Below are 23,877 nucleotides of genomic sequence, written 5' to 3'. Positions count from 1 at the left end.
ACCATTTAGAAGAAACCATTCCTATTTAGTATGTTAAATAACATATTAAGTTAAATTAGCCCGAAATTAACAGAGGCGCAGAAAACACCTCCCATAAAATAAAGAGGTATGCAAAATTACGCCGAATAAAATCCAGCATTTTCCCTCCCCGAAATAAGATAGCTAATCTTCGCATATAGAGCAGCCAAACTGCCGTTTAACTTTTCCTAGAGCGGCTCATCGAAACGCAGTAAACGCCCGGCATTTCCCAGTACCAGCAAGGTGCTCAGATTATGCAGCAACGCGGCGATCATTACGCCCCCCACGCCGAGGAATCCCAGGGCGGCCGCCGCCATCACTACCAGCGTCCAGCCCAGGCCGATGAACACATTGATTTTCAGCGTTCTGCGGCACGCCCGGCTCAGTCTGACGCACGTCCCAAGGCGTCGCAGATCGCTGCCAATCAGCACCACATCGGCCGACGCCAGCGCGATATCGCTGCCGCCCGCGCCCATCGCAATCCCCACCACGCCTGCTTTCAGCGCCAGCGAATCATTAATGCCGTCGCCGACCACCATCGGACGGAAGCCCCGGGCAATTTCAGCGGATACCTGATGCAGTTTGTCTTCCGGTAAAGCCTGGGCGACCACATCACTGATGCCCAGTTCGCCGGCAATACGGTGTGCCACACTGGCGCGGTCGCCGGTCAGTAAAAGCTGCCTTTGCAGCCCAAGCTGACGCAGTTCGGCTAACGCACCTTGCGCTTCAGGCCGTACAGAATCTGCCAGCAACAGCCAGCCTAAAAAACGCCCGTTCAGCGCCAGACCAACCAGCGGCCCGTCATGCTCAGGGACATCGCTCACCGCGACGTTGTTCTGACTGAAAAAAGCCGGACGCCCCAGTAATGCCTCGCCCTGCGCAGTTCGCGCCCGCACGCCCATGCCCTGTTGTTCTGAAAACGCTTCCAGCGGTAAATAATGATCACGGGGCAGTAACTGCGCCAGGGCGCGGCTGACCGGATGGCTGCTGGACGCGCCGAGACTGGCCGCCAGAACAAGCACCGCATCAGAAGATTCGTTTTCTTGCAGCACCGTGCGTTGCAGATGCAGTTCGCCGTGCGTCAGAGTGCCGGTTTTATCGACCACAATGGCATTGAGATCGGCCAGTTCCTCAAGAAAGGCAGAGCTGCGGATCAGGATCCCGTGACGCGCCGCCACGGCAATACCGGCAATTGCCGTGGCCGGTGCGGAAAGTACCAGCGCGCACGGACAGGCCGCCACCAGCACCGCCAGCATAGCGTGGGCATCGCGCGTGATAAACCAGGTCGCCGCGGCAATCAGCAAAATCAGCACCAGATATTGTCCGGCATAACGTTCGAGCAGACGGGTGATCGGTGGTTTGGCATGTTCGGCTTTTTGCATCAGCGCAATCACTTTACCCAGCGTGGCATCCGCGCCGGTGCGCGTGACTTCAACATACAGCAATCCGTCCAGATTAATGGCACCGCCGAACACATCGTCTCCTGCGCGGGCTTCCTGTGGCACGGATTCGCCAGTGATAGGCGCTGTATCCAGACTTGCGCTGCCAGAGATGACACGTCCGTCAGCGGGAAGCCGATCGCCTGCACGTACTTCAACCCGGTCACCGGTTCGCAACTGGTGATTATCGATTTCTTCAATTTCACCACCGGGCAAAATACGTCGCGCACGGCTGCGGGTCAGACGGCTTAGCGCATCAATCGCCTCCTGCGAACCGATCACACTGCGCTCTTCCAGAATATGACCAAAAATCATAATGCCCGGCAGCAATGCGGCGGTCATCAGGTCGCCGGTAGCCCACGCGCCCAGCATCGCCAGCGCAATCAGCTGATCGGTAACGCCGTGCAGGCTGGGACTGCGTAAGCTGTACATCGCCGAGCGTAATACCGGCACCGCCACCAGCAAAGACGCCACACCAAACAGGATTTGTCCCACGTCGCTTTGCTGCGGAAACAACCATTGCCAGATCCAGCCGCACAGCAGCAGACCGAAAGCGGCCATCGCCAGCAGAAGCTGCACCGCCATGCTCCGCTGTTCATGGCGCGTCAGCAACACGCTTTTCACTGCCGGTTCTTCAGAAGAAAAAGAAGTCACAGGACAAATACCTCAGGGTTGAGAGGATGGACGGCCTGGCCCTGGCAGGACCAGATGCGCGTCGTCACGGGGATCAACAGCCGTCACGCTGCCGGCATGAGCCAGGATCGCAGGCATCCGCTCGCGCCACAGACGCCACAACAATTCGGGAGAGTGATCATCAGCCAGCTGCACAACCGTTGCGGTATCGGTGGACGCCCGTGCAATCTGCTCGCTGGCTTTGGCCTGCGAAACCTGTAAGGCGCGATCTGCCGACTGAACAGCGTCCTGATGCACGCGGGCGGCCTCGTTACTGGCGCTGGCAATATTCTGTTCTGCCTGCTGACTGGCGGTCAGAACGCCGTTAAATGCATCAACAGCCGCGGGCGGCAAAGATGACTGCACGTCAACGCGCATCACTGCGATACCGGCACTGCTGCCTGCTGCACTCAGGGCAGCGAGTTGCTGATTGATACCCTGACGCAAATCGCCGCGCAGCCGCTCGCGACGTTCGGCGACAGGGTTACCGTTGCCCACCATTTCAGGTCGCGCAACCAGAATCGTATCGAGGTCACGTGAGGCACAAATCGCCACCGCCGCGTGCTCCGTTAAGCGATCAAGCGCCGGTATCACGTGCTCACCTTGCAACACAAACGCTACCGGATCGGTAATGACGTAATACACCTGCACATCCAGCTGAACCACGCCGGAATCACCGGTCAGTAAATATCCGGCACCGGCGACCGCATCACTTTTCTCGCCGCCGGTATTGGTCCATGCAGGCACAATGTCTTTTCTCAGCAAAGCCGTAACATGATGTTCGATCACCCGGTCGGCGGCGGGCAAGATTTCCACCTGTTCCAGCGGTTCCGGCCACGCCAGCAGCAGACCGGCACCTGCCGTGCGTGATACGACCCCAAAGCGCATCACCACCGCGCGTTTGTCTGGCTCAATCTGGCGGACATTGGAGAACAGCCAGCTGGCGGCAGCAATCAGCGTCATGGCAAACAAAGCCAGATACGCCATGCGTCCCGCCTGAAACCAGGCATTATTCTGAAAACGGGCTAGCGGATTCATGGGTGCGGCCCGTCAGCAGCAGCGGGTAAAGCCGGAGGGCCTTCGACCAGTTGTCGGAACGGCGCCGCATCGGTACGCAGTACCAGTTGGGTACCCGGCGTAATCACGCTGTTGAGCGTATCGAGCGAGCGCAGCAAATCATACAACCGGGGATTACCGGCCCACGCTTTAGCGTAGATCGCCGCACTTTGCACCTGCGCCTGCGCTTCGATATTGGCGGCGTTAACCGATGCATCGGCTTTAATCACGCGGGCATCGCGCTCGGCGGCAGAACGTATTTCAGCCGCCTGACGCTTGCCTTCAGCAGAACGCTGGGTGGCGATGGTTTCGCGCTCCGCACGCATACGATCCACGGTTGCATCAAGTGTCACGGAAGGCAGCGTCAGGCGCTCAACGCCGACCTGCACAAGTTCGATGCCGTAACTGTCAAGCAACTGGCGGGCAATCTGGTCATGCAAATGCTGTTCAAAACCGGAAAGACGAATTTTGCTGGCGTCGGTATTCACCAGATCAGCCAGCGCAAAACCGCTGGTGGTGGTTTCCAGCGCCGAGCCGATAAACGTGCGTATCTGCGCGGCAGCCAAATCCGGCTGATTTTGTACCGCACGTATAAAACGCTGCACATGCTGAGGATCGTTTTTCACCTGCCAGACGGTATAGGCCTGCACGATGATCCGCAGGCCGTCGCGCGTGCCGACATCCTGCAAACCACTCGACGTGGTGCGGATACGCAAATCCACCGGAATAGCGGTCTCCAGCGGCACCGGCAGATGCCACGCCAGCCCCGGTCTGAGCAGTACCCTGACCGGATCGCCAAATCGGGTGATCACCATTGCTTCGCCAGAACGCACCTGTACCAGACAGGCAGACGCGGCTATCAGCGCCACCAGCACCACAGCCACCGTCGCCCGCCGCCAGAATTTCGGCGCAGCAGGACCTGAATGTTGATGGTGATGATGGTGATGTCCGCCACCGTGATGATGCCCGTCATGTGCGCCGTGGTCGTGTCCGTGGGTCTGAGTATGTTGGGAATCACTCACCGGGTAGTCTCCGCTTTAACAGAATGCGCCGCTTTATCCGCTGCGGGCGTAAATGGCAGGGTGAAATTTCTCAGGTCCAGAACCGGCGGCGTTTCGCCACCAATACGGTGATCGACAATCAAAACTTTTGGATGCTGTTGCATCGCCTGTGTCAGCTGGCTGAAATAACGCTCAGTCAGGAAAGACTGCCCGCCGGCCTGATACGCCTGATTTTCGGCATTAAACCGCAAGGCCATCACCTGCGCCTGATCGAGATTTTCATGACTTTGTGCGCTGGCGGCATCCAGCGCCAGACGTGAAAATTGCTGAGCGGCATTGAGCTGCTGCGCGGCCTGTCCCCTCTCACCGGCAATCGCGCTTTGTGCCAGAATCTGTGCCGCCTGAACGCCGTGGTAAGCATCCGCCGCGCCCGCTGGCGGATGGATGGATTCAATCACCGTCGCCAGCAGTTCCACGCCGCTATGAAGATTATCCAGCTGGTGTTGCACTTTTTGCCCGATGTCTGCGGCCAGACGGGTCTGTTCGCTGCCCAGCAGATTGTCGAGCGTGCGGGAGGAAAAATCATGCACCAGCACCTGATTGGCGATACTGCGGATCAGCACCGGCATATTTTCGGTGTGATACAGACTCGCCATTGCCGCGTCATCGTTCATGCCGATGCGGTACACAAACCGCACGTCCATATCCATGATTTGAAAACTTTGCCGGTCATTACCCGCACTGGCGATAATTTGTGATTTGTCGCTGCTGTGGCTGGAATCCCATAACCGGTTGGCGCTTTCCGGCGCGGGGCCTTCGGCGGTATCGGCAACCTCGACTGGCGTGGCAGTCACCGGTTCTTCCGAGCCGGTGGTGAGTTCATGCACTTCACCGTTATCGACCATTTGTGTATGCCCGAAAGGCCACGGCAGCCCAAGATGCAAACCGGGTGGCCTGACAGCAACCGGTTTCCCGAAGGATTCATAAATCCCCCGCTGAGTCAGCGGGACCTGACTGACCCCCGTCAGCAACCAGCCGGTCAGCAACAAAAGAGCGCCCAACGGTAACAGCGCGCGGCGGATAAAATGGAATGCCCAGATCTGGCGCAGATCAATACCAAAATGCTGATGTAATTCGTTCTGCACAAACTGGAGCGGACGTGGCGGCCAGCTGATTTGTGCCGCCAGCAGACTGCCCGCGATAAACGCCGGTTCTTTATCCTCACGCGGCGGCGAAAACAGCGCCATCAGCGCGCGCAGGAAAAGTTCCAGTGCCACCAGCGCCGGTAAAAGTCCGGTGAGCATCAGCAAATGCGCTGGCCAGAGCGCCGTGCCACGGTCAAACATCACTCCTGCGGCGCTCAGCAGCAAAACGCCAATCAGCATGCGCAGCAGCGGTGCAAGTCTTGCAGCTTCCGGCCATTCCCGCGGATTTTTTAATGTCCAGTGACGTTCCAGCACCAGCACCGCAAAGGCGCAAAGTATGAAGAATGCGCCGGCAAAATATCCGGCCTCGCCCGCTTCGCTGGCGGGTAAAGGCAGTTGCCACAAAAGAACGATGAGAAGTAATGCGGCTAATGCAGGAAGTGCCTGAAAGAATACATGCGCATCTACATAACGCAGCAGCGGACGCATCCGGGCTGAAGAGGTCAGCCGATGCAAAAAAGCGGGTGATTTTTCCGGCGGTACAGGTTCAACCTGGGGTGCAAACTGTTGCCCGCGCCAGCGGGTAATGCGGCGCGCACATTGCAGAGAGGCGGCACAAACCCACAGGGCAGCCATAATATTGCCGGTCACCCATGGCCAGACTGAGTCCGGAGAAACCATATACAGCATCAGCAATATCAGATACAACACGCTGCTGATCACCATAATGGTGTTGATAAGTCCGGTCAGCCAGCGTGTGTGGGAGGCGGCTGCCTGAAAACGCAGAAGTTTACCGGCGTCATCAGTCCCGGCTGCCTTGTTTATGCTCATATCTGCTCCGGCAGAGAAAAAATAACCCGCGACGCGGGCACGGAGCCAGCAATTACGTAGTCAGCTGAGCGTAACGGTATAACATTACAGAATTTTCAGCGATATGAATTTGGCCGTTTTTTTGCCACGAATTGTAAGCATTTATCAGCAAGACAGAACGACCGGCAGATTAGGTTTCTGCCAGCCATTTTTAGAAGGAAAGTGACATAAGAGGTGTGCCGTTTTCAGGCGGCACACTGAGGATTTCAGAGAGTATCTTCCGCGACATAATAGTGCGGATCATCGAGTTCATGAGAGCAGAACGGCCCGGCTTTCTTCAGCAGACTCACGCAATCATTGCTCAGATGACGCAGGCGGATGGTTTTACCCGCATCAACATAACGCGCCGTCAGCTTATCAATCGCCTCTACCCCGCTCGAATCCATCACCCGCGTACCGGCAAAATCCAGCACCACGTTTTGCGGGTCATTTTCAGGATTAAACAGCTCGGCAAAGGTCGCCGCAGAGCCAAAGAAAAGCGGCCCGTCGAGTTTATACACCGTCAGGTCACCCTGGGTTTTATGCTCACGAATACGAATACGCGCCTGCTGCCAGGCGAAGACCAGCGCCGAGATAATCACGCCGCTGATCACCGCCACCGCCAGATCGGTGAAGATGGTGATGACCGTAACAATCAGCATCACCAGCACATCGGCTTTCGGCATACGGCGCAAGCGACGCAGCGAACTCCATTCAAAGGTGTTGTAGCAGACCACCAGCATAATCCCGGCCAGCGCTGCGACCGGCAACAGACCGATATAACCGGAAAGACTGACCACGAACAAGATCAGTAAAATCGCCCCTACCGTACCGGAAATGCGCCCGCGACCGCCGGAAGTAAAGTTAATGATCGACTGTCCGATCATTGCACAGCCAGCGAAACAGCCGAACAGCCCGCAAATCGTATTTCCTGCGCCTTGCGCAATACTTTCGCGGTTACCATTGCCTTTCTGGTTGCCCATTTCATCGAGCACCGTCATGGTCAGCAGCGATTCAATCAGACCGACCAGCGCGATAACGACCGCATACGGCAGCACGACTTTCAGCATTTCGGCATTGAACGGCGCGACCGGCAGACTGAAATGCGGCAAGGCTCCGGAAATATCCGCGAGATCTCCCACACGTAAAGTATGCAGGTTAAAACCAATCGCGACGGCGGAGACGACAATCAGCGCAGCCAGCGAAGACGGAATGATTTTGGTCAGTTTAGGGAACAGCACCACCACCAGAATCGCCAGCAGAACAAGTCCGTACATCAGCGGCCCCTGCCCGGCAATCATGTGTAACTGCGCCAGCATAATGACAATCGCCAGCCCGTTCACAAAGCCATGAACCGCAGGCAACGGCACCAGACGGATAAATTTACCGAGGCGGAAAACGCCAATCAGGATTTGGATCACTCCGGCAAAAATCGTCGCCCACAGCACATATCCCATACCGTGCTGCGCCGCCAGACTCATCAGCACCACCACAATGGAACCCGCCGCACCGGAGACCATACCCGGTTTCCCGCCGAACAGCGCAGTCACCAGCCCGATAATAAACGCCGTATGCAAACCGACAATCGGTGACAATCCGGCCACCAGCGAGAACCCGACCGCCTCCGGGATCATCGACACCGCCACCACAAATCCGGCCAGCGTTTCATTCTTCACTTCTGACAACTTCAGACCACGCAGGCTAAACATAAGACATCCGCTCTATTTCCAGCTCAGTTAAAAAATTGTGACAAGTATCTAAAAATGCCTGAACCGAGGCAAGGTTTAATCCGCAGCCTGCATCGCGCGGGTTCACAAGCGGATCGAGATAAATGTCGTTTACGTGTATAATGCGGGGAATTATGGTCATTACATCGTGCGGTTAGAGTTAACCGCTTGATAACTAAGCTATTAAGGTGAGAAAAACATGGGATTCAAATGCGGTATCGTGGGCCTGCCGAACGTCGGTAAATCTACTCTGTTCAATGCGCTGACCAAAGCGGGTATCGAAGCAGCAAACTTCCCGTTCTGCACCATCGAACCGAATACCGGTGTGGTGCCAATGCCTGATCCGCGTCTCGACCAGCTGGCCGAGATTGTAAAACCACAACGTATTCTGCCAACCACCATGGAATTCGTTGATATCGCTGGTCTGGTAAAAGGCGCCTCTAAAGGTGAAGGCCTGGGTAACCAGTTCCTGACCAACATTCGTGAAACTGAAGCGATCGGCCACGTTGTGCGTTGTTTCGAAAACGACAACATCATCCACGTTAACAATAAAGTGGATCCGGCTGATGATATCGACGTCATCAACACCGAGCTGGCGTTGTCTGACCTCGATACCTGTGAGCGCGCCATTCACCGCGTGCAGAAACGCGCCAAAGGCGGCGACAAAGATGCCAAAGCAGAACTTGCTGCGCTGGAAAAATGCCTGCCACAGCTGGAAAACGCCGGTATGTTGCGTGCACTGGATCTGACCGAAGAAGACAAAGCAGCCATCCGCTATCTGAGCTTCCTGACGCTGAAACCCACCATGTACATCGCGAACGTCAACGAAGACGGTTTCGAGAACAACCCTTACCTCGACGTTGTGCGTAAAATCGCTGACGCCGAAGGCTCCGTGGTTGTGGCAGTCTGTGCCGCAGTTGAATCTGATATTGCAGAGCTGGAAGATGCTGACCGTGAAGAGTTCATGGCTGAACTGGGCATCGAAGAACCGGGCCTGAACCGCGTGATCCGCGCAGGTTACGAACTGCTGAACCTGCAAACTTACTTCACCGCTGGCGTGAAAGAAGTCCGCGCATGGACCATCCCTGTCGGCGCTACCGCGCCACAAGCTGCCGGTAAAATCCACACCGACTTCGAGAAAGGCTTCATCCGCGCACAAACTATCGCGTTCGAAGACTTCATCACCTACAAAGGTGAGCAAGGCGCGAAAGAAGCCGGCAAAATGCGTTCAGAAGGTAAAGACTACATCGTTAAAGATGGCGACGTGATGAACTTCCTGTTTAACGTCTAAACCGCACTTTAGTTTCTGCATTGACTTAAAACCCACGCATTGACGTGGGTTTTTTATTGCCTGAATAATTTAAACTATGCAAGCACACCGGGAATAATCAATTTCTGATACGTTTTTTTTGTAAATAACACTCCCTTCCTCAAGATATTTATAAACACGTCTGTTTTAAAATCAACGGGGAAGTAACAATAAATATCATCAAAACTGAATTAATCATTAATTTGACGAGTCATAAAATGGACTTCAAAATCCATATTCGGACAATTTAATAAATTAAAACAGTTACGCACAGGATTCATAATTAGTCTGCTTATAGATGGTGTTCTATATGCATTTAAATATCTATTCATTGTATTTATAGATACACCGCATGCAACACTCAAATTAATGGACTAAATATGAAAAAGAATCTACTCACTCTTTCTCTGACCACAATAATGTTGTCAGGAATGATTAATACGGCTTCAGCCGCCTCAGTCACATTCACCGGAAAAGTTTCGGGTAATACCTGTAATGTGGATATCAATGGCACGGGTTCTGATACGGGTGATGTTGATATGGGTGCAATCCCTGTTAACGTATTAGCGGCAGACGGTATGTACGGTGGCACATCAGCCCCCGTCGCTTTTACTCTGGCTCTGACACACTGTGCGCACAGAACAAATGGCTATTCTATTAACTTTGGCGGGATTGCCAGCGGCGATCGCTTCGCGGCACCTGCAGCAATGGGCGGGAGTGTATTCTACGAGATTAAAGATGCCGCGGGTAATAACATCAAAGCTAATGAGAATATCTCTACAGGGATGTCAGCAACAGACTCGTCTAAATCAATGGACTTCACTGTAAATCTGATCGCTCTCAACCAGTTCATTAATCAAGGTAGCTTTAATATGCCAACGGTTGTGAATATTGTTTACAACTGATGACCAGAACCAAATTTACCTTTCACATTTAGAACGATGAAGTTCACATTAATGAATAAAACTGTATATGGATATATTATGAACAAGAAATTTATTTCCCTCGCTCTCGGCATGTTATTTTCAGCTGCCGCTATCAGCAATGCTTCTGCAGCAACAGTTAATTTTAAAGGTTCACTCACAAGCAGCGTTTGCGTTATTGATATTAATAATACCGGTGCAGAAACAGGTAATGTCGATCTCGGCACCGTTAATGCAGATGAAATGAGCACCATTGGTGCCACTTCTGATGCTGTTTCTTTTAACGTTGCGATGAAAAGTTGCCCGACAGGGTACTCCAACTACCGGATCCAGTTTGACGGTGTCGAAGATGCCTCGAGTGGCGATTTCGCCATTGTTGGATCCATAGACGATGGCCTGGTTATCCAGTTAAAAGATGCTAACGGCTCTAAAGTTTCCCCAAATACGCCGGTAGACATAGCGACACCATCTGGCAGAAACGGTGAACTGAGCGTGCCATTCACTGCCAGTATTGTTTCAACACGTGGCACAGCCGGAAGTGGCTCTTTTAGTATGACCTCAAACATCTCCGTAAAATATGACTAAATTTTATTCGTTTTAAGAAATAACCTGAGAAACTTCCAGGGATGGAAGTTTTTTTACCCGCATTCACGCCCTTTTAAGTTTCGGAGTACAGCATGTCATTGTTTAAAAAGATCATACTACCTCTTCTATTAACCACTTTTTACTTCCTGTTCTTTTGCCGGAATTCAGATCGGTGCAACGCGCGTCATTTATGAAGAACAAAAACAGGATGCCGTTCTAAAAATATCAAATCCAGATAAAATGAGTAATTACCTCATCCAGTCCTGGGTTGGTACTTTTACAGAAACTGAGCCTGCAGTAAATGAAGTCAAAAAAAAACCTGCAGAGAAATTTAAAAGTCCTTTTGTTGTCACCCCACCTCTTTTTAGCATCTCTGCCGGCGAAGAGAACATTATCCGTATTATTCATAACGGAAAAGTATTACCCGCAGACCAGGAGTCTATTTTTTGGCTGAATATTAAATCAATACCAGAAACAGAAAAAAAAGACACGAACATGGTGATTTTTTCAGTGAAATCTTCCCTGAAACTCATTTATCGACCGGAAGCGCTATCAGGAGAAAAAGCTACCAATGCCTATCAAAATATCACTTTCAAAAAAGATGGAAATCATTTAATTGCAGAAAACCCTACTCCGTATTACCTGACGTTATCTTCGTTGAAAGCAGATGGTCATGAATTAACAATCAAAGATAAGGTAATGCTTTCTCCGCGTTCATCGCAACGATACGACTTAGGGAAATATTCAAATACAAAGACTGTCAGTTGGGAAACACTGGGCGATTTAGGGCAAATAACTGACGCCATGTCAGCCAAATTATAACTGATTAAATAATTTTTATTGTTATCTTAAGTTTAACGTTAGTTAACGTCAAATAAGAACATTTTTTATAAAATAATAATAGCTTCCAGACAGTCTTGGTGTATTTCGTTTCACTGGTATTGAAAGTTAGAGTTAGGGATCAGGGATTAATAATGCAAAAGTTGGCTACGTCGAAGGTTGAAACATTTATCTTCAGATATCGGAGAAAGTTAGTCTGCCTTGCCAGCGCAGAATTACTGATACTTTTGTATTCCCCATTAGCCCTGGGGGTAGAAAAATACTTTGATGCCAGTGCGCTGGAGTTAGAAGGTCCAGATGGCATACAGCCAGTTGATCTCTCACGTTTTACAACGCCTGGGAAGCAGTTACCGGGGATTTACCATGTTGATATATTCATCAATAATAAACACACAGGTAAACACGACGTCAATTTTGTTGAAGACGAAGAAAAAAACTTAACACCAGAAATTTTGTTAAAAGAGTATAGAAATGCAGGATTAAAAATCAACGACATTAAAGAATTAAAAAATAAACAGGATACGGATGTCGTCACCGGTCTGGATAAAATAATCGACGGTGCCTATACAAATTTTAATTTCAAAAAACAAAGCCTGAATATCAACATCCCGCAGGCGTTAATGAATAAAAGCCCTATAGATTATATTGATCCTTCCCAATGGGATAATGGCCTCTTAGCCATGTTCTCCAGTTACGATCTCAGTGGCGCGCAGAGCCTGAATAAAACACAAGACTCGACAGAACAGGACCAATATCTGGGTTTACGTAATGGGGTCAATCTGGGTGCGTGGCGACTCAGAAATTATACTACGTACAGTCATAACTCTTCGGGAAATGACCAATGGGACAATATAAATACTTATCTTCAACGTGACATCTCTCAAATCAAAGGCAAGTTAACTCTGGGTGACGATTCAACTCAGGACGATGTTTTCGACAGCTTCGCTTTTAGTGGCATACGCATCGCTTCTGAGGATCGCATGCTAACAAATAGGGAGAGCGGGTTCGCCCCTGTCATCCGCGGTATAGCGAAAATGGCTAATGCACAGATCACGGTTCGTCAGGGAGGTTACATCGTCTACCAGTCGTATGTGCCGGCTGGCCCCTTTGAACTTACAGATTTATTCCCCAGCACGGGCGGTGGCGACCTTCAAGTCACTATAAAAGAGTCTGACGGCAGCGAGCGTATTTTCACACAAAGTTTTGGTTCTGTACCAATAATGCAACGCGAAGGTCATCTGAAATATGAATTGATGGCCGGTAAGTATAATAATGAGAGCAATACTTCAGCAGATCCCAATGTTTTTGTGGTGACGGGCCTCTATGGTTTACCTCATGATACAACTCTCTATGGCGGCATAACAAAAAGTGAAAAATATTCTGCAGGTCAGGCTGGTTATGGTATGGGGTTGGGAATATTTGGCTCAGTGTCAATAGATGCTACGCAGGCAATAACCAGGCATCAGGAAAAAGAATTGCGTGGGAAAGCATATCGTCTTAAGTATTCGAAGTCAGTTTCAATGACGGGTACAGAGATCAATGCATCCGTATTTCATTTTCCTGATGAAAATTATTATACCTTTGAAGACTCATTAAATATTTCAGAGAGTGATCCACAAACGAGCTCTTTTTATACTGATAAAAAGCGAAACCGATATGAAGTGAGTTTGAGTCAACCGCTAAGTGAGTATGGTTCAATTTCATTATACGCCAGCCGTGAGAATTACTGGATTAATGATCCTGAAAATTATTTTTCCCTCTCATACAATGGGAATTACAATGGCATGAACCTGAGTCTTAGCTACAGTTACACGCACAGCGATACCGGTGAACCTGACAGGCAACTTGCTTTAAATGTGCAAATTCCCCTGGAAAGCCTATTGCCACAAACCTGGGCTAATTACTCTATGACATCTGACAGCTCACATCACATTACTCAAACCGTCGGAATAAACGGAACCCTTCTTGAAGAGAGAAATCTTAATTACGGGATAAATGGTAGCAAAGGAAGTGAAAGTGATGGTGGCAGTATTACCGCGAACTATAAAGGATCACAGGCTGAATTCAATGGTAATTATAGTGAAACACTGTCAACCCGGCGTTTAAGTTATGGAATGCGTGGCGCTATTGTAACACATCCCTATGGTGTTACACTTTCTCAATATTTATCCGATGACACGTCTCTGGCTTTAGTTCGTATTCCAGACCAGGGTGGCGTTCCCATCAATAATGGAGCAGGAATTAAAACAGATTCACGTGGATATGCCGTGATCCCTAACTTACAACCTTACAGAATCAATGACATTAGCATCAATACTGAAAGACTTGATAATAAACTCGATATCACCTCAACAATTAATCATGTTACGCCCTCTGACGGAGCGATGATATTAGCTAATTTCAGTGTACGTTCAGGTGAGCGTGTTTTAATGACACTGTCTCGCCCCGCAAATAAAAGCATTCCTTTTGGTGCGATGGCGACGGCGGGAGAAGACACGGGCAGCAGTATCGTTGCTGATGACGGATTAGTGTATTTAATTGGTATGCCACGTAAAGGGATCGTAAAAGTAACATGGGGTGAAGAAAACAGCGAACAATGTGAAGCGCCCTTTGAGTTGCCCGCAGAAAATGATACAGCAGAACACAAAATATCATTAGTAGAAATCGATGCCCTTTGCATTTAGAGGATAATAATCATGTCACAGCAACAGATTAAAAACGTAATGAAGAAACTATTTATCTTTTTACCGGTTTCGGCAGCAATATTATTTTTATTTTGTACTCCATCGCAAGCTTATGCACAATGCACTGCCCAATCTGAAACTCGCGATATTTTTTTCACACCTGGGGATATTGTTATTTCGCATAATCTTCCAGCCGGATATGTTCTTTATGAGCAGACACTTTCGGACCCGCACGGTAGTGGTTCTGGCCAAACGCTTAACTGTCAGGGCGAAGGGAAAATTTATGCCAGAAACATTCCGGGTACTTTATTAAAAAACAATATCTTTTCTACTAATATCCCGGGAATCGGATATCGGTTTTCTGTGAACGGAAACCCATTCCCCTATGGCATGGTTCTAAAATGTAACAGCACGCAATGCATGCACGATTTCCCTATGGATACGCAATATAAACTGGAGTTGATTAAAACAAATGATCGCAACACCACTGCCGGCACATTAATTTCCGGGCGTTACGCAGCAGTTAAAACAGATGATGGCAAAGACATTACCGTGCTTCATATTAATGGCACAAAAATCACACCTGCTACCTGTAGTATTCAGGATGAAAATATCCAGGTTGATCTTGGTAAGTTTGATGTGAAAAATTTCACCGGGCCGGGAACAACGCTGGGTGAAAAAACCTTCAATATTGAACTAAACTGCGATGCTCATATGCAATACAACGTAATTTTTGATGGCCACGAACCCAGCGTTAAACCATCAACTGGGTTAGTGGCGTTAGATAATACAGCCGGAAGTGCACAGGGGATTTCGATAAGAATTAAGTATAAAAACCAGCCCATTATTTTAAAAAATAAAATACCTTTTTTTAGCGGCCCATCAGGAAGAACATCACTTCCATTTAGCGTAGAGTATTATCAGACCAGTCAGATTGTCACTGCCGGTAAAGCTAACGCTAAAGCAACCTTTAACATCCTTTATGATTGACCCCCTACAGAAATAGTAATTATTAAGGACCCATTCACCGGGCTCTTGATGACTAACTAATATCTTTCTGGTAATTTAATCACCTTCACCAATTTACCTCGGTTTATTTCTATATATCCCCCTTTTCGCAAATCAGAAAGGATTTTCATAATGACGCTCCGGCCCAGATGGCATCGCTCAGAAATGTATTTCTCCACACTCACATTTTTAAGTATTTTTTCTGGCTCCTGACTCATTTCCAGAAGTAAGGTCTTTATCAAGATATAACTGCTTTTATTTAATAAATGGCATTGCCTGTTTGTCATAAATCCTAACTGATAGGAAAGAATATAAACAACCGAACGCCAGCAATGATTGGAGTCAATAACTTCAAATGCCCTCTGACTATCAATTTTATAAATAACGCCATTTGATATGTGTTCGATGGAAAAACCTTTTATCCATCCTGGGTACATACACTGACCAATGCCTAACATAGCCGGCGGTGAGATAGTTTTAGTATTAAATCCTGTTATTACGTCTCTAATCAAAAAGCAACCAGACTTGATCAGGTATATAAAACAATCCTCATGGTTTTCAGTAAATAAAATATGGCCAGAGTCACAAATATCAATTTTTTCAGAGTAAGGAATCAGTAACGCAAAGAGTACTTCAAGATGTTCGTCAAGAACTTCCCTTCCTGGGCGACATTCCATTATATTTTCCAATATCTTTAAAAAGGTTTATTTAGTTAATGAATGAGATTTGTAAAACGCATTGTCAACTCGTCCCTCCCCCTGATTTTTAGTAATATTATGCAATAAAAAAAAAGACCAATCCATGAATTTATAACATGCATGAAATAATGCCTGTTACCGCCGTATGATTAAAAACACGTTACGGCTTAGTATAAAGTTTCCTGGGCATGGCGCTATGCACTCAGGAAGGTCGATACTGGCAAAACGCTGAGGCAGAAATGCTCTGTGTAAAAGCGACCATCCGGCAACGCTTTCATTTTTCCTGGCGCCCCGTTACAGGATATAATGGCGACATACTTTAAAATTTTCTCTTCGTAACGGGTAACATCTCAATGGCACTTATCCCAAAAAACTACCAGCGACTGGAAAGCGGCTATCGCGAGAAAGCACTCAAAATCTATCCGTGGGTGTGCGGCCGCTGTTCGCGGGAGTTTGTGTATTCAAATCTGCGCGAACTGACGGTTCATCATATCGATCACGACCACACTAATAACCCGGAAGATGGCAGCAACTGGGAATTGTTGTGTCTGTATTGCCATGACCATGAGCACTCGAAGTACACCGAAGCCGACCAGTACGGTACTCGCGTAGTGGCAGGTGAAGATGCGCAAAAAGATGTCGGTGCTGCCACCTACAACCCTTTTGCTGATTTACAGGCGATGCTGAATAAAAAGAAATAGGGTCGATTCCGCTCCTGAGGCAAAATTTAAAACCTCTTCTTTAACCAAAATCCACGCCATGCCGTGGATTTTTTTATGCTCCGCCAGGTGGTCCCCGCCAAATAAGTGAGTCCCCTAAGATTTTCCTTGCATCCCGGATCGTCATAAGCATAATCGCAAATCCAAATAATAATGATTCTCAGTCCTCTTTACATCAGGGTTACATTATGCGCGATTCAGTAACAATTACAGGGTTTAAACCGAGCCTGCTGGCACTCTTTGTCAGCGTCACCTGCTTGCCTGCAATGGCGGCAAACGCCCCTGCCCCGGCGACCTCTTCGACCGCAGCGTCAGGCGATACCATGACCATCGTCAGCGCGCCGGATAACGAATTCAAACCGGGTGGGAATGAGCTGGTTCCGGCTTATCTCGATGGACAGGTTGCGCACGGTGGCCGTCTCGGAATGCTCGGCGAACAGAATGCGATGGATGTCCCATTCAACGTGATGAGCTTCACCTCGAAACTGGTGCAGGATCAGCAGGCCAAAACCATCGCAGACGTGGTACGTAATGATGCCACCGTTCAGAATGTTCAGGGTTACGGCAACTTCGCCGAAACCTATCGCATCCGTGGCTTTGAGCTCGATGGTGATGACATGACCTATGGCGGACTGCCGGGCGTCGTTCCCCGTCAGGTAATGGATGCCTCATTAATTGACCGGGTAGAAATCTTTAAAGGTGCCAACGGATTGCTGAACGGCGCGGCAGCCACAGGCGTCGGTGGCATGATCAACCTCGAACCTAAACATGCGGATGACACACCCCTGACCCGCGTGGGTGTCGACTACACCTCTTCCTCACAGGTCGGCGGCACCTTGGATCTGGGGCGTCGTTTTGGTGATGACAATCAGTTTGGTGTCCGTCTCAATGCCGTTAACCGCGAAGGCGAAACCGATATTGATGGTGAGAAAAAACGCACCACGGCAGCTTCTCTGGGGCTTGATTATCGCGGCGATCGCCTTCGCACTTCCGTAGACATGGGCTATCAGAAGAAAACCTTCCACGACGCCCGTCTTGGCGTGAATATCAGTGGTGTGGATTTCATCCCGAAAGTGCCATCTAACAGCCACAACTACAGTCAGGACTGGGTATACAGCAACATTGAATCTGAGTTCGGGATGGCAAAAGCAGAATACGATGTGACGGATAACTGGACTGTCTATGGCGGCGCAGGCGCTCAGCATTCGCATGAAACTGGCGACTATGCGTCCCCTGCTTTGAAAGATGCAGACGGAACGGCAACGATAGGTCGTCTGGATACGAACCGCATCATCAATAATTTCAGTGGTATGGCGGGCGTTCGCGGCAATTTCGATACTGCATTCATCACCCACAAAGTGAACTTCGGTTATTCCGCGCTGACTTCGCGCAATAACACAGCCTGGCGGATGGCTTACGGTGCCAATGCTGAAAACACCAATATTTATGACACCACCAATGTCCCGAACCCGACACCTAATCTCTCTGGCGGCAATTACGACGATCCGCTGACGACCGGACGTAACCGCACTCAGGGCTATTTACTCAGCGACACGATGGGCGTGCTCGATGACACCTTGTTATTCACCGTCGGTGCCCGTCATCAGAAAGTGGTCGTGCGCAACTACAGCAATAAGACCGGCGCGGAAGATGTCTCATCGCGTTACGACGCCAGCCGCTGGATGCCGACCTACGGCGTGGTCTATAAACCGTGGCAGGTACTATCTCTCTACGCCAACCACACCGAGTCTTTACAGCCGGGCGATGTGGCGCCGGACACCGCGAAAAACTACGGTGCAACCACCGGGATCGCGCATTCAAAACAGAACGAAGTGGGCGTAAAAACAGATTTTGGTCGCATCGGGGGATCACTGGCGTTTTTTGAGATCAAAAAGCCTTCCGGCATCCTTAACAGTGATGGTTACTACGGCATGGACGGGGAACAGCGTAACCGTGGCGTGGAGCTGAATGTCTTTGGCGAACCGGTGCTGGGCCTGCGCTTAAACGGCAGCGCGACCTGGATTGATCCGAAGATGACCAAAACTGAAGACAATACTTACAACGGGAAAGACGCGATTGGCGTGCCGCGCTATAACCTGGTGCTGGGCGCAGAATATGACATCAAACCGGTGGAAGGCCTGACGGCAACGGCGCTGATTAATCATTCTGGTTCACAATGGGCAGATTCTGCCAACAGCAAGAAAATTGACTCATACACCGTTCTGGATCTTGGTGTACGTTACCGCACAAAAATCAACCAGAACGATATGGTCTGGCGTGCCGGCGTTGATAACGTGACCAATGAAAAATACTGGTCAAATATCGACAGTACCGGCACCTATATCTATCAGGGCGATCCGCGTTCTCTGAAAGTCTCCATGACTTACGACTTCTGATCCCGATTGTTATTATCAGCGGGGATGCAATTTGCATCCCCGTTTTTATGCGGGTTCAGCAAGCGGCTATCCTGCCGTCAGACTCCCTGCATCGGTTTCGGTGACGAGGTAAATGGCAGGTACTGGTACATCCAGGTTTCGGAAAGTGTTTTTTCGCCGGATTTGAGATAGAGCCGGAGTTCAACCGGTTCCTTACCGTCGACGTGCAAATCAAAAAACGTCCGCCAGTGGCCTTTATCTGAAGGGATTTTGTTCACCTTAATATCTTTCAGCGTGCCGCGTGATGCACTGACCACCGCGTCGATGTGTGCGTCTGCGGGCAGTTGCTCCAGTACATCGCCGTGGAATTCGACCATAAATTTGCGAGCCGCAGGATCGGTATAAGCACCGGGATTGCCCCCTCTTCCCAGTCGCGTTATTCCACAGCGCGCCAGTTTTGAAGGATAAGGCTCATCGGCCAGCCAGTGCGTGCGATAACTAAACTTATACTCACTGCCTGCTTTAGCTTCCTGCTCAGGTACCCACATCGCGACAATGTTATCGAATATCTCGTCATCGGTAGGGATTTCTATCAGCTGTACCGAGCCTTTGCCCCAGTCACCTTTCGGTTCAACCCACAGATCCGGCCGCCGCTCATATCCGGCCGAGCCAAGATAACTCTCCGGGTCACGTTGTTTCTGCATAAGGCCAAAACCCCGCGGATTATTGTCACTAAATGCCGAGACTCTGATCTGCAACGGATTGTTCAGTGGCCGCCAGATATGTTCGTCACTGCCGGTCCACAGGGCTAATCCGTCGGAGTCATGGACTTCAGGTCGCCAGTCAGAAGCGGATCCTTTCGCCATTTCGGAAAACCAAAACATTGAGGTTTGCGGGGCGATACCTAAACGACCGACGTCACGGCGTAAAAACAGTACGCAGTCGACATCCATCACCACACCGCTGGTGCGCTGCATGTCAAAACGGTAGGCACCGCAAATACTGGGGCCATCCAGCAGCGCGTAAACCACCAGATGATCGCTGTCTTTTTCCGGGGTTTCGAACCAGAAATGCGTGAAATCGGGGAACTCTTCTTTGGTGTCACCAAAAACGGTGTTAATCGCTATCCCGCGTGCAGACACCCCAAACTGACTGAGTTCGCCCACAGCACGGAAATAGGACGCCCCGAGAAACGAAACCCAGTCTTTCACTGCTGGCTTGTTAAGGGGTTGCTGACGATCCAGTACGCGAAATCCGCTAAAAACGTTACCTTTCAAGGCAGAAAGCGCACCCTGACTATTGTCCGGGAAGGTAAAGTAATCCGCATTTTGGAGGATTTCCCGCGCACGTTGATTTTCGACCACCGCCATTTTTACCGGCAATTTATGCAGGCTGCTGACGCTAAAGAAGGTCACCGGAAAACGACTGACGCCCTCATTAAAGAGCGCATATTCCGGCTTATACATGATTTTGCTGTAAACGTCGTAATTGATGCTGGCCACTGCGCTGTCGGGCACCTGCGTGGGCGCAACATAGGGACTTTTGGCGCTCTCTTTAGCTTGCTGAATCAGCCATTCGAAGTTAAAAGGCGTATCCGCTCCCAGTTTTAAACCTTGTGCAGCAAAGACGGCTGGCGTGAAACCCAGCGCGGAAAGCACCATCGAAAATGAAGTATAAGTAATCAAGTCACGCCGCGTAACCATAAACAGCACCCACCCAGGTTTGAGAATAATTGTTCTTTTAAGAAAGTCTTATCAGCAAGTAAGAAGCTATTTACCAGACAAGTTGTGCTTCAATTCTAGAACACTTCCTCAGAAAAAATAGGCGCTCAGGCACTGACAAAAAATCCACGCAAACCGTGGATTTTTCATTTCATCAGGCAACCGTTGTTAACAACATTCTCCGGTGCAGACTTTTAAGGCTTAAGAATAATTTTGCCGCTGAAGCTACGGGTTTCGAGCAGACGGTGAGCCTCTGCCCCGGACGATAATGCAAACTCAGTCACCGGCGGCAATGTCACCTTTCCTTCTTTTATCAGGGCGAAAAGACGATCTGCGCGACGCTGGCGCTCTTCACCGGATGTCAGATACGTCCAGAGATCGGCACCCAGTATGCCGTGCGAATTCAGCTGAAGACGTGAGGGATCAAACGCAGAAAGCGCGCCGCCTGACATACCGAACAACACCACCCGCCCGCCGTCTTTCAGCGAATCAAGACTTTCGGAAAGCGTGGTTCCTACGGAATCAAAGACAACGTCAATCCCTGCGCTCTGCCATTCCCTCACCTCTTTAGCCCACGTTTCGTAACCGGCAGCGGCTTCCGCGCCCAGTTCAAGGCAGGCAGCCTGCTTATCCTGGTTCGATGCGACGGCAAACGCGTGGATGCCCTGATGTTTCAACATCTGCAACAACAAGCGGCCAACACCCCCCGCCGCGGCGAGCACCGCGACGTGCATTCCTGCACGCAGAGGCAACACATCGTGCAGCAAATAATCGGCGGTCAGCCCCTGCAATAACACGGCTGCGGCATCAGATTCTGACAACCATTCCGGCAGGCGGATAGCGTGTTCAGCGGGCACACGGAGCTGGCTGCCATGTGCCTGAGGGACATCAGCAAAACCGACGCGATCGCCGGTTTTCCAGCCTTTCACGTTTTCTCCGACGGCAATCACCCGCCCGGCACCTTCATAACCGGCGATATACGGTGAATTACCCGCCAGCGGATACCGCCCCTGACGGCGGTAAATATCGGCGAAATTCAGCCCGGCTGCGGTCACCGCCACCAGCAGTTCATCGGCGGCCGGCACCGGATCTGCAGCTTCATGCATGTGTAACACCTCTGCCGTACCTGTAACTTCAAAAACCAGTGCCTGCATTGCCGTTCCTTAAAATGAATTTTACGAGTATGTCGGCGATTATCGGCATGTGGATAGCACAGATAAAGTGACGTCTGCTTTATTAATTCGATAATAAAATTTTATAATGTGATTCTTTATTCCAACCGGACGAAACAATGGATTACTTAAAGTGCATTGAATCCTTTATCAGCGCGACAGAGTCCGGCAGTTTTACCGCAGCCGCCGATAAGCTGGGCATTACGCCAGCGATGGTAGGCAAACATATCCAGATGCTGGAAAAACGCACCGGCTGCGTGCTGATCAACCGCACGACACGGCGTCAGGGACTGACAGAGGCCGGGCACCGCTTTTATCTGTACGGCGTGCAGATCCTCGCGACCGTGGAGGATGCGGATTCACTGGCACGGCATCTTAACGAAGAAGTCACCGGTCTGTTGCGTATCAGCGCACCGGTCTCGTTCGGACAGCGGATCCTGACGCCGATATTGTCGACATTTTTGCAGCGTTATCCTGCCGTGAATGCCTGTCTGGTACTGAGCGACCGGCGCGTGGATATGATTGAAGAACGCTTTCAGATAGCCATCCGCATTGGCAGCCTGCAGGATGAAGGCTATATCGCCGTGCCGCTTCCGCCCTATGAAATGGTGCTGGCGGCATCGCCTGCGTATCTGGATAAACAGGGCACGCCCGCGTCTCCCGCTGATTTATCTGCACATGACTGCATCAGTTTCAGCCAGTGGCGTGCCGATCATCTCTGGCCACTTAACGGACCGCAGGGGCTGGTTGATGCACAGGTTTCTCCGAGACTTACCGTCGATTCTGGTGAAGCTATCCGTCAGGCCGCCTTATCCGGGCTTGGGATCGTCATGCATTCTTGCGTGATGTTGCAGGAGGATATCGATGCCGGAAGGCTGCGCCGCGTGTTACCTGATTACGCGCCGGTCCCCAGACCGATGCACCTGCTCAGGCTTCCCAACCGCCCTGCGCCGCTGGTATCCGCTTTCTGCGAGCACTTTATGCAAGAGCTGACTACGCACGTAAATACGCCGGAACCTTATTGAATACCCACGTTATTTACCCTTCACCGTATTGGCCTGCGCAGGGCTCAAATGCATAAAACTGCACTGCGGGATCATGCGAATATTCACGCTTTACACACATCCACGGAAATGAAATATGACGACCTTAAATGAACGCCTTGAGTGGCGCTATGCCACCAAAAAATTTGATGCCACCAAAACTGTAGAAACTGAAAAACTGGAGCGCATTCTCGAAGCCGTTCGTCTGGCACCGACGTCCAGCGGGCTGCAACCCTTCGAACTGTTTGTGGTCACTAACCCGGATATCCGTGCCAAAATTCGCACCGTTTCCTGGGATCAGGCGCAGGTTACCGACTGTTCTCACCTGCTGGTATTCGCAGCATGGGATGACATCACGCCGGAGCGCGTGAACATGATGTTTGACCTGACCAACGACGTGCGTGGTTTTAAAAACGAAGGCTGGGAAAACTACCGCCAGATGCTGCTGGGCATTGTGGCTGAACGCGGTACTGAAGCGAATTACCAGGCCGCCGCACGTCAGGCCTACATTGGCCTGGGCGCGGCACTGATTGCTGCCGCCTTTGAAGAAGTCGATGCCACACCGATGGAAGGGTTCGATCCTGCCGCCGTTGATGAAATCCTCGGCCTGAAAGAGAAAAACTTACGCAGCGTGGTGATGTTGCCGCTGGGCTATCGCGCTCACGAAGGCGACTGGCTGGTGAACCTGAAAAAAGTCCGCCGCAGCCGCGAGAACTTCGTGACTGAAATTAAGTAAGCCAGTGATTCCCCTCTTATCTGAGGATTTTTCGGATAAGAGGGGCAGCCTTAGAAAAGCTGTCTGTCTGACATAATTCCCGCCTGATATCAGATTAACTCTTCTTCATAATCCGCAAAAACGCTTCTAAAATAATTTTCAGGCCTGACAAACTGAC

At 50.3% G+C, this 23,877-nt stretch carries 18 protein-coding genes; 10 read left to right on the top strand and 8 right to left on the bottom strand.

The window, feature by feature from the left end; translation table 11 throughout:
• Window positions 1–206: 206 nt before the first annotated feature.
• From J1778_RS12095 to J1778_RS12075, 5 genes are all read right to left on the bottom strand, one after another.
• On the bottom strand, window positions 207–2,111 hold the full coding sequence (locus tag J1778_RS12095; RefSeq protein WP_217173369.1) for a cation-translocating P-type ATPase: 1,905 nt from the start codon (window positions 2,109–2,111) through the stop codon (window positions 207–209).
• Between the two features lie 12 nt (window positions 2,112–2,123).
• Complete coding sequence (gene hflK / locus J1778_RS12090; protein ID WP_217173368.1) at window positions 2,124–3,167, bottom strand: protease modulator HflK; 1,044 nt, start codon at window positions 3,165–3,167, stop codon at window positions 2,124–2,126.
• A complete protein-coding gene (gene hflC / locus J1778_RS12085; RefSeq protein WP_217173367.1) occupies window positions 3,164–4,207 on the bottom strand; it encodes a protease modulator HflC in 1,044 nt (347 codons plus the stop codon). Before hflC ends, hflK (J1778_RS12090) begins: the two co-directional genes overlap by 4 nt.
• Window positions 4,204–6,162 carry a protease modulator HflK gene (gene hflK / locus J1778_RS12080; protein WP_217173366.1) on the bottom strand — a complete coding sequence of 653 codons (1,959 nt, stop codon included), beginning with the start codon at window positions 6,160–6,162 and terminating at the stop codon, window positions 4,204–4,206. Before hflK (J1778_RS12080) ends, hflC begins: the two co-directional genes overlap by 4 nt.
• 245 nt (window positions 6,163–6,407) lie before the next feature.
• Window positions 6,408–7,889 (bottom strand): SulP family inorganic anion transporter, encoded by a 1,482-nt coding sequence (locus tag J1778_RS12075; protein WP_217173365.1) that lies wholly within the window; start codon window positions 7,887–7,889, stop codon window positions 6,408–6,410.
• 217 nt (window positions 7,890–8,106) lie between these two features.
• Here J1778_RS12075 and ychF point away from each other — a divergent pair, with 217 nt between their 5' ends.
• The 6 genes from ychF to J1778_RS12045 all read left to right on the top strand — a co-directional run bounded on the left by ychF (window position 8,107) and on the right by J1778_RS12045 (window position 15,238).
• On the top strand, window positions 8,107–9,198 hold the full coding sequence (ychF, locus tag J1778_RS12070) for a redox-regulated ATPase YchF (protein WP_217173364.1): 1,092 nt from the start codon (window positions 8,107–8,109) through the stop codon (window positions 9,196–9,198).
• Window positions 9,199–9,596: 398 nt separating this feature from the next.
• Window positions 9,597–10,121, top strand: coding sequence for a fimbrial protein (locus tag J1778_RS12065; protein ID WP_217173363.1), 525 nt, complete (start codon window positions 9,597–9,599; stop codon window positions 10,119–10,121).
• A gap of 78 nt (window positions 10,122–10,199) precedes the next feature.
• A complete protein-coding gene (locus tag J1778_RS12060; protein WP_217173362.1) occupies window positions 10,200–10,724 on the top strand; it encodes a fimbrial protein in 525 nt (174 codons plus the stop codon).
• 162 nt (window positions 10,725–10,886) lie between these two features.
• The gene (locus J1778_RS24790; RefSeq protein WP_338019643.1) at window positions 10,887–11,546 is read left to right on the top strand and encodes a fimbrial biogenesis chaperone; all 660 of its coding nucleotides are present in this window, start codon (window positions 10,887–10,889) and stop codon (window positions 11,544–11,546) included.
• 152 nt (window positions 11,547–11,698) lie between these two features.
• Window positions 11,699–14,248, top strand: a complete 2,550-nt coding sequence (locus J1778_RS12050; protein ID WP_217173360.1) for a fimbria/pilus outer membrane usher protein — start codon at window positions 11,699–11,701, stop codon at window positions 14,246–14,248.
• 12 nt (window positions 14,249–14,260) lie between these two features.
• A complete protein-coding gene (locus J1778_RS12045; protein ID WP_217173359.1) occupies window positions 14,261–15,238 on the top strand; it encodes a fimbrial protein in 978 nt (325 codons plus the stop codon).
• 56 nt (window positions 15,239–15,294) lie between these two features.
• On the opposite strand, the gene J1778_RS12040 is transcribed toward J1778_RS12045, so the two are convergent.
• The gene (locus tag J1778_RS12040) at window positions 15,295–15,933 is read right to left on the bottom strand and encodes a helix-turn-helix domain-containing protein (protein WP_217173358.1); all 639 of its coding nucleotides are present in this window, start codon (window positions 15,931–15,933) and stop codon (window positions 15,295–15,297) included.
• A 374-nt stretch (window positions 15,934–16,307) separates the two neighbouring features.
• Here J1778_RS12040 and yajD point away from each other — a divergent pair, with 374 nt between their 5' ends.
• Both yajD and J1778_RS12030 read left to right on the top strand, forming a co-directional pair.
• On the top strand, window positions 16,308–16,655 hold the full coding sequence (gene yajD / locus J1778_RS12035) for an HNH nuclease YajD (RefSeq protein ID WP_015697413.1): 348 nt from the start codon (window positions 16,308–16,310) through the stop codon (window positions 16,653–16,655).
• Between the two features lie 206 nt (window positions 16,656–16,861).
• Entirely contained in the window at window positions 16,862–19,069 is a 2,208-nt protein-coding gene (locus tag J1778_RS12030; protein WP_217173357.1) for a TonB-dependent receptor, read from the top strand.
• A 77-nt stretch (window positions 19,070–19,146) separates the two neighbouring features.
• Here the strand turns inward: J1778_RS12030 and J1778_RS12025 are convergent, their stop codons facing one another.
• Together J1778_RS12025 and J1778_RS12020 are read right to left on the bottom strand one after the other, a co-directional pair.
• A complete protein-coding gene (locus J1778_RS12025; RefSeq protein ID WP_238484680.1) occupies window positions 19,147–20,733 on the bottom strand; it encodes an OpgD/OpgG family glucan biosynthesis protein in 1,587 nt (528 codons plus the stop codon).
• Between the two features lie 230 nt (window positions 20,734–20,963).
• Window positions 20,964–21,875, bottom strand: coding sequence for a zinc-binding dehydrogenase (locus tag J1778_RS12020; protein ID WP_238484679.1), 912 nt, complete (start codon window positions 21,873–21,875; stop codon window positions 20,964–20,966).
• 185 nt (window positions 21,876–22,060) lie between these two features.
• Here J1778_RS12020 and J1778_RS12015 point away from each other — a divergent pair, with 185 nt between their 5' ends.
• Both J1778_RS12015 and J1778_RS12010 read left to right on the top strand, forming a co-directional pair.
• Window positions 22,061–22,966, top strand: coding sequence for a LysR family transcriptional regulator (locus J1778_RS12015; RefSeq protein WP_217173354.1), 906 nt, complete (start codon window positions 22,061–22,063; stop codon window positions 22,964–22,966).
• A gap of 115 nt (window positions 22,967–23,081) precedes the next feature.
• Entirely contained in the window at window positions 23,082–23,720 is a 639-nt protein-coding gene (locus J1778_RS12010) for an NAD(P)H-dependent oxidoreductase (protein WP_217173353.1), read from the top strand.
• Window positions 23,721–23,877: the final 157 nt, after the last annotated feature.

This window comes from Rahnella bonaserana (assembly GCF_019049675.1).
Lineage (GTDB): Bacteria > Pseudomonadota > Gammaproteobacteria > Enterobacterales > Enterobacteriaceae > Rahnella > Rahnella bonaserana.
The sequence above is the reverse complement of the archived record's forward strand: the minus strand, read 5'-3'. Positions and strand labels throughout refer to the sequence as shown.

What these genes read in the sequence shown, in the direction of transcription:
- ychF (WP_217173364.1), top strand. Translation starts at nt 8,107, where the DNA reads ATGGGATTCAAATGCGGTATCGTGGGCCTGCCGAACGTCGGTAAATCT.
- J1778_RS12075 (WP_217173365.1), bottom strand. Translation starts at nt 7,889, where the DNA reads ATGTTTAGCCTGCGTGGTCTGAAGTTGTCAGAAGTGAAGAATGAAACG.
- J1778_RS12015 (WP_217173354.1), top strand. Translation starts at nt 22,061, where the DNA reads ATGGATTACTTAAAGTGCATTGAATCCTTTATCAGCGCGACAGAGTCC.
- hflK (WP_217173368.1), bottom strand. Translation starts at nt 3,167, where the DNA reads ATGAATCCGCTAGCCCGTTTTCAGAATAATGCCTGGTTTCAGGCGGGA.
- hflK (WP_217173366.1), bottom strand. Translation starts at nt 6,162, where the DNA reads ATGAGCATAAACAAGGCAGCCGGGACTGATGACGCCGGTAAACTTCTG.
- J1778_RS12010 (WP_217173353.1), top strand. Translation starts at nt 23,082, where the DNA reads ATGACGACCTTAAATGAACGCCTTGAGTGGCGCTATGCCACCAAAAAA.
- J1778_RS12045 (WP_217173359.1), top strand. Translation starts at nt 14,261, where the DNA reads ATGTCACAGCAACAGATTAAAAACGTAATGAAGAAACTATTTATCTTT.
- yajD (WP_015697413.1), top strand. Translation starts at nt 16,308, where the DNA reads ATGGCACTTATCCCAAAAAACTACCAGCGACTGGAAAGCGGCTATCGC.
- J1778_RS12040 (WP_217173358.1), bottom strand. Translation starts at nt 15,933, where the DNA reads ATGGAATGTCGCCCAGGAAGGGAAGTTCTTGACGAACATCTTGAAGTA.
- J1778_RS12060 (WP_217173362.1), top strand. Translation starts at nt 10,200, where the DNA reads ATGAACAAGAAATTTATTTCCCTCGCTCTCGGCATGTTATTTTCAGCT.
- J1778_RS12020 (WP_238484679.1), bottom strand. Translation starts at nt 21,875, where the DNA reads ATGCATGAAGCTGCAGATCCGGTGCCGGCCGCCGATGAACTGCTGGTG.
- J1778_RS12050 (WP_217173360.1), top strand. Translation starts at nt 11,699, where the DNA reads ATGCAAAAGTTGGCTACGTCGAAGGTTGAAACATTTATCTTCAGATAT.
- J1778_RS12065 (WP_217173363.1), top strand. Translation starts at nt 9,597, where the DNA reads ATGAAAAAGAATCTACTCACTCTTTCTCTGACCACAATAATGTTGTCA.
- J1778_RS12030 (WP_217173357.1), top strand. Translation starts at nt 16,862, where the DNA reads ATGCGCGATTCAGTAACAATTACAGGGTTTAAACCGAGCCTGCTGGCA.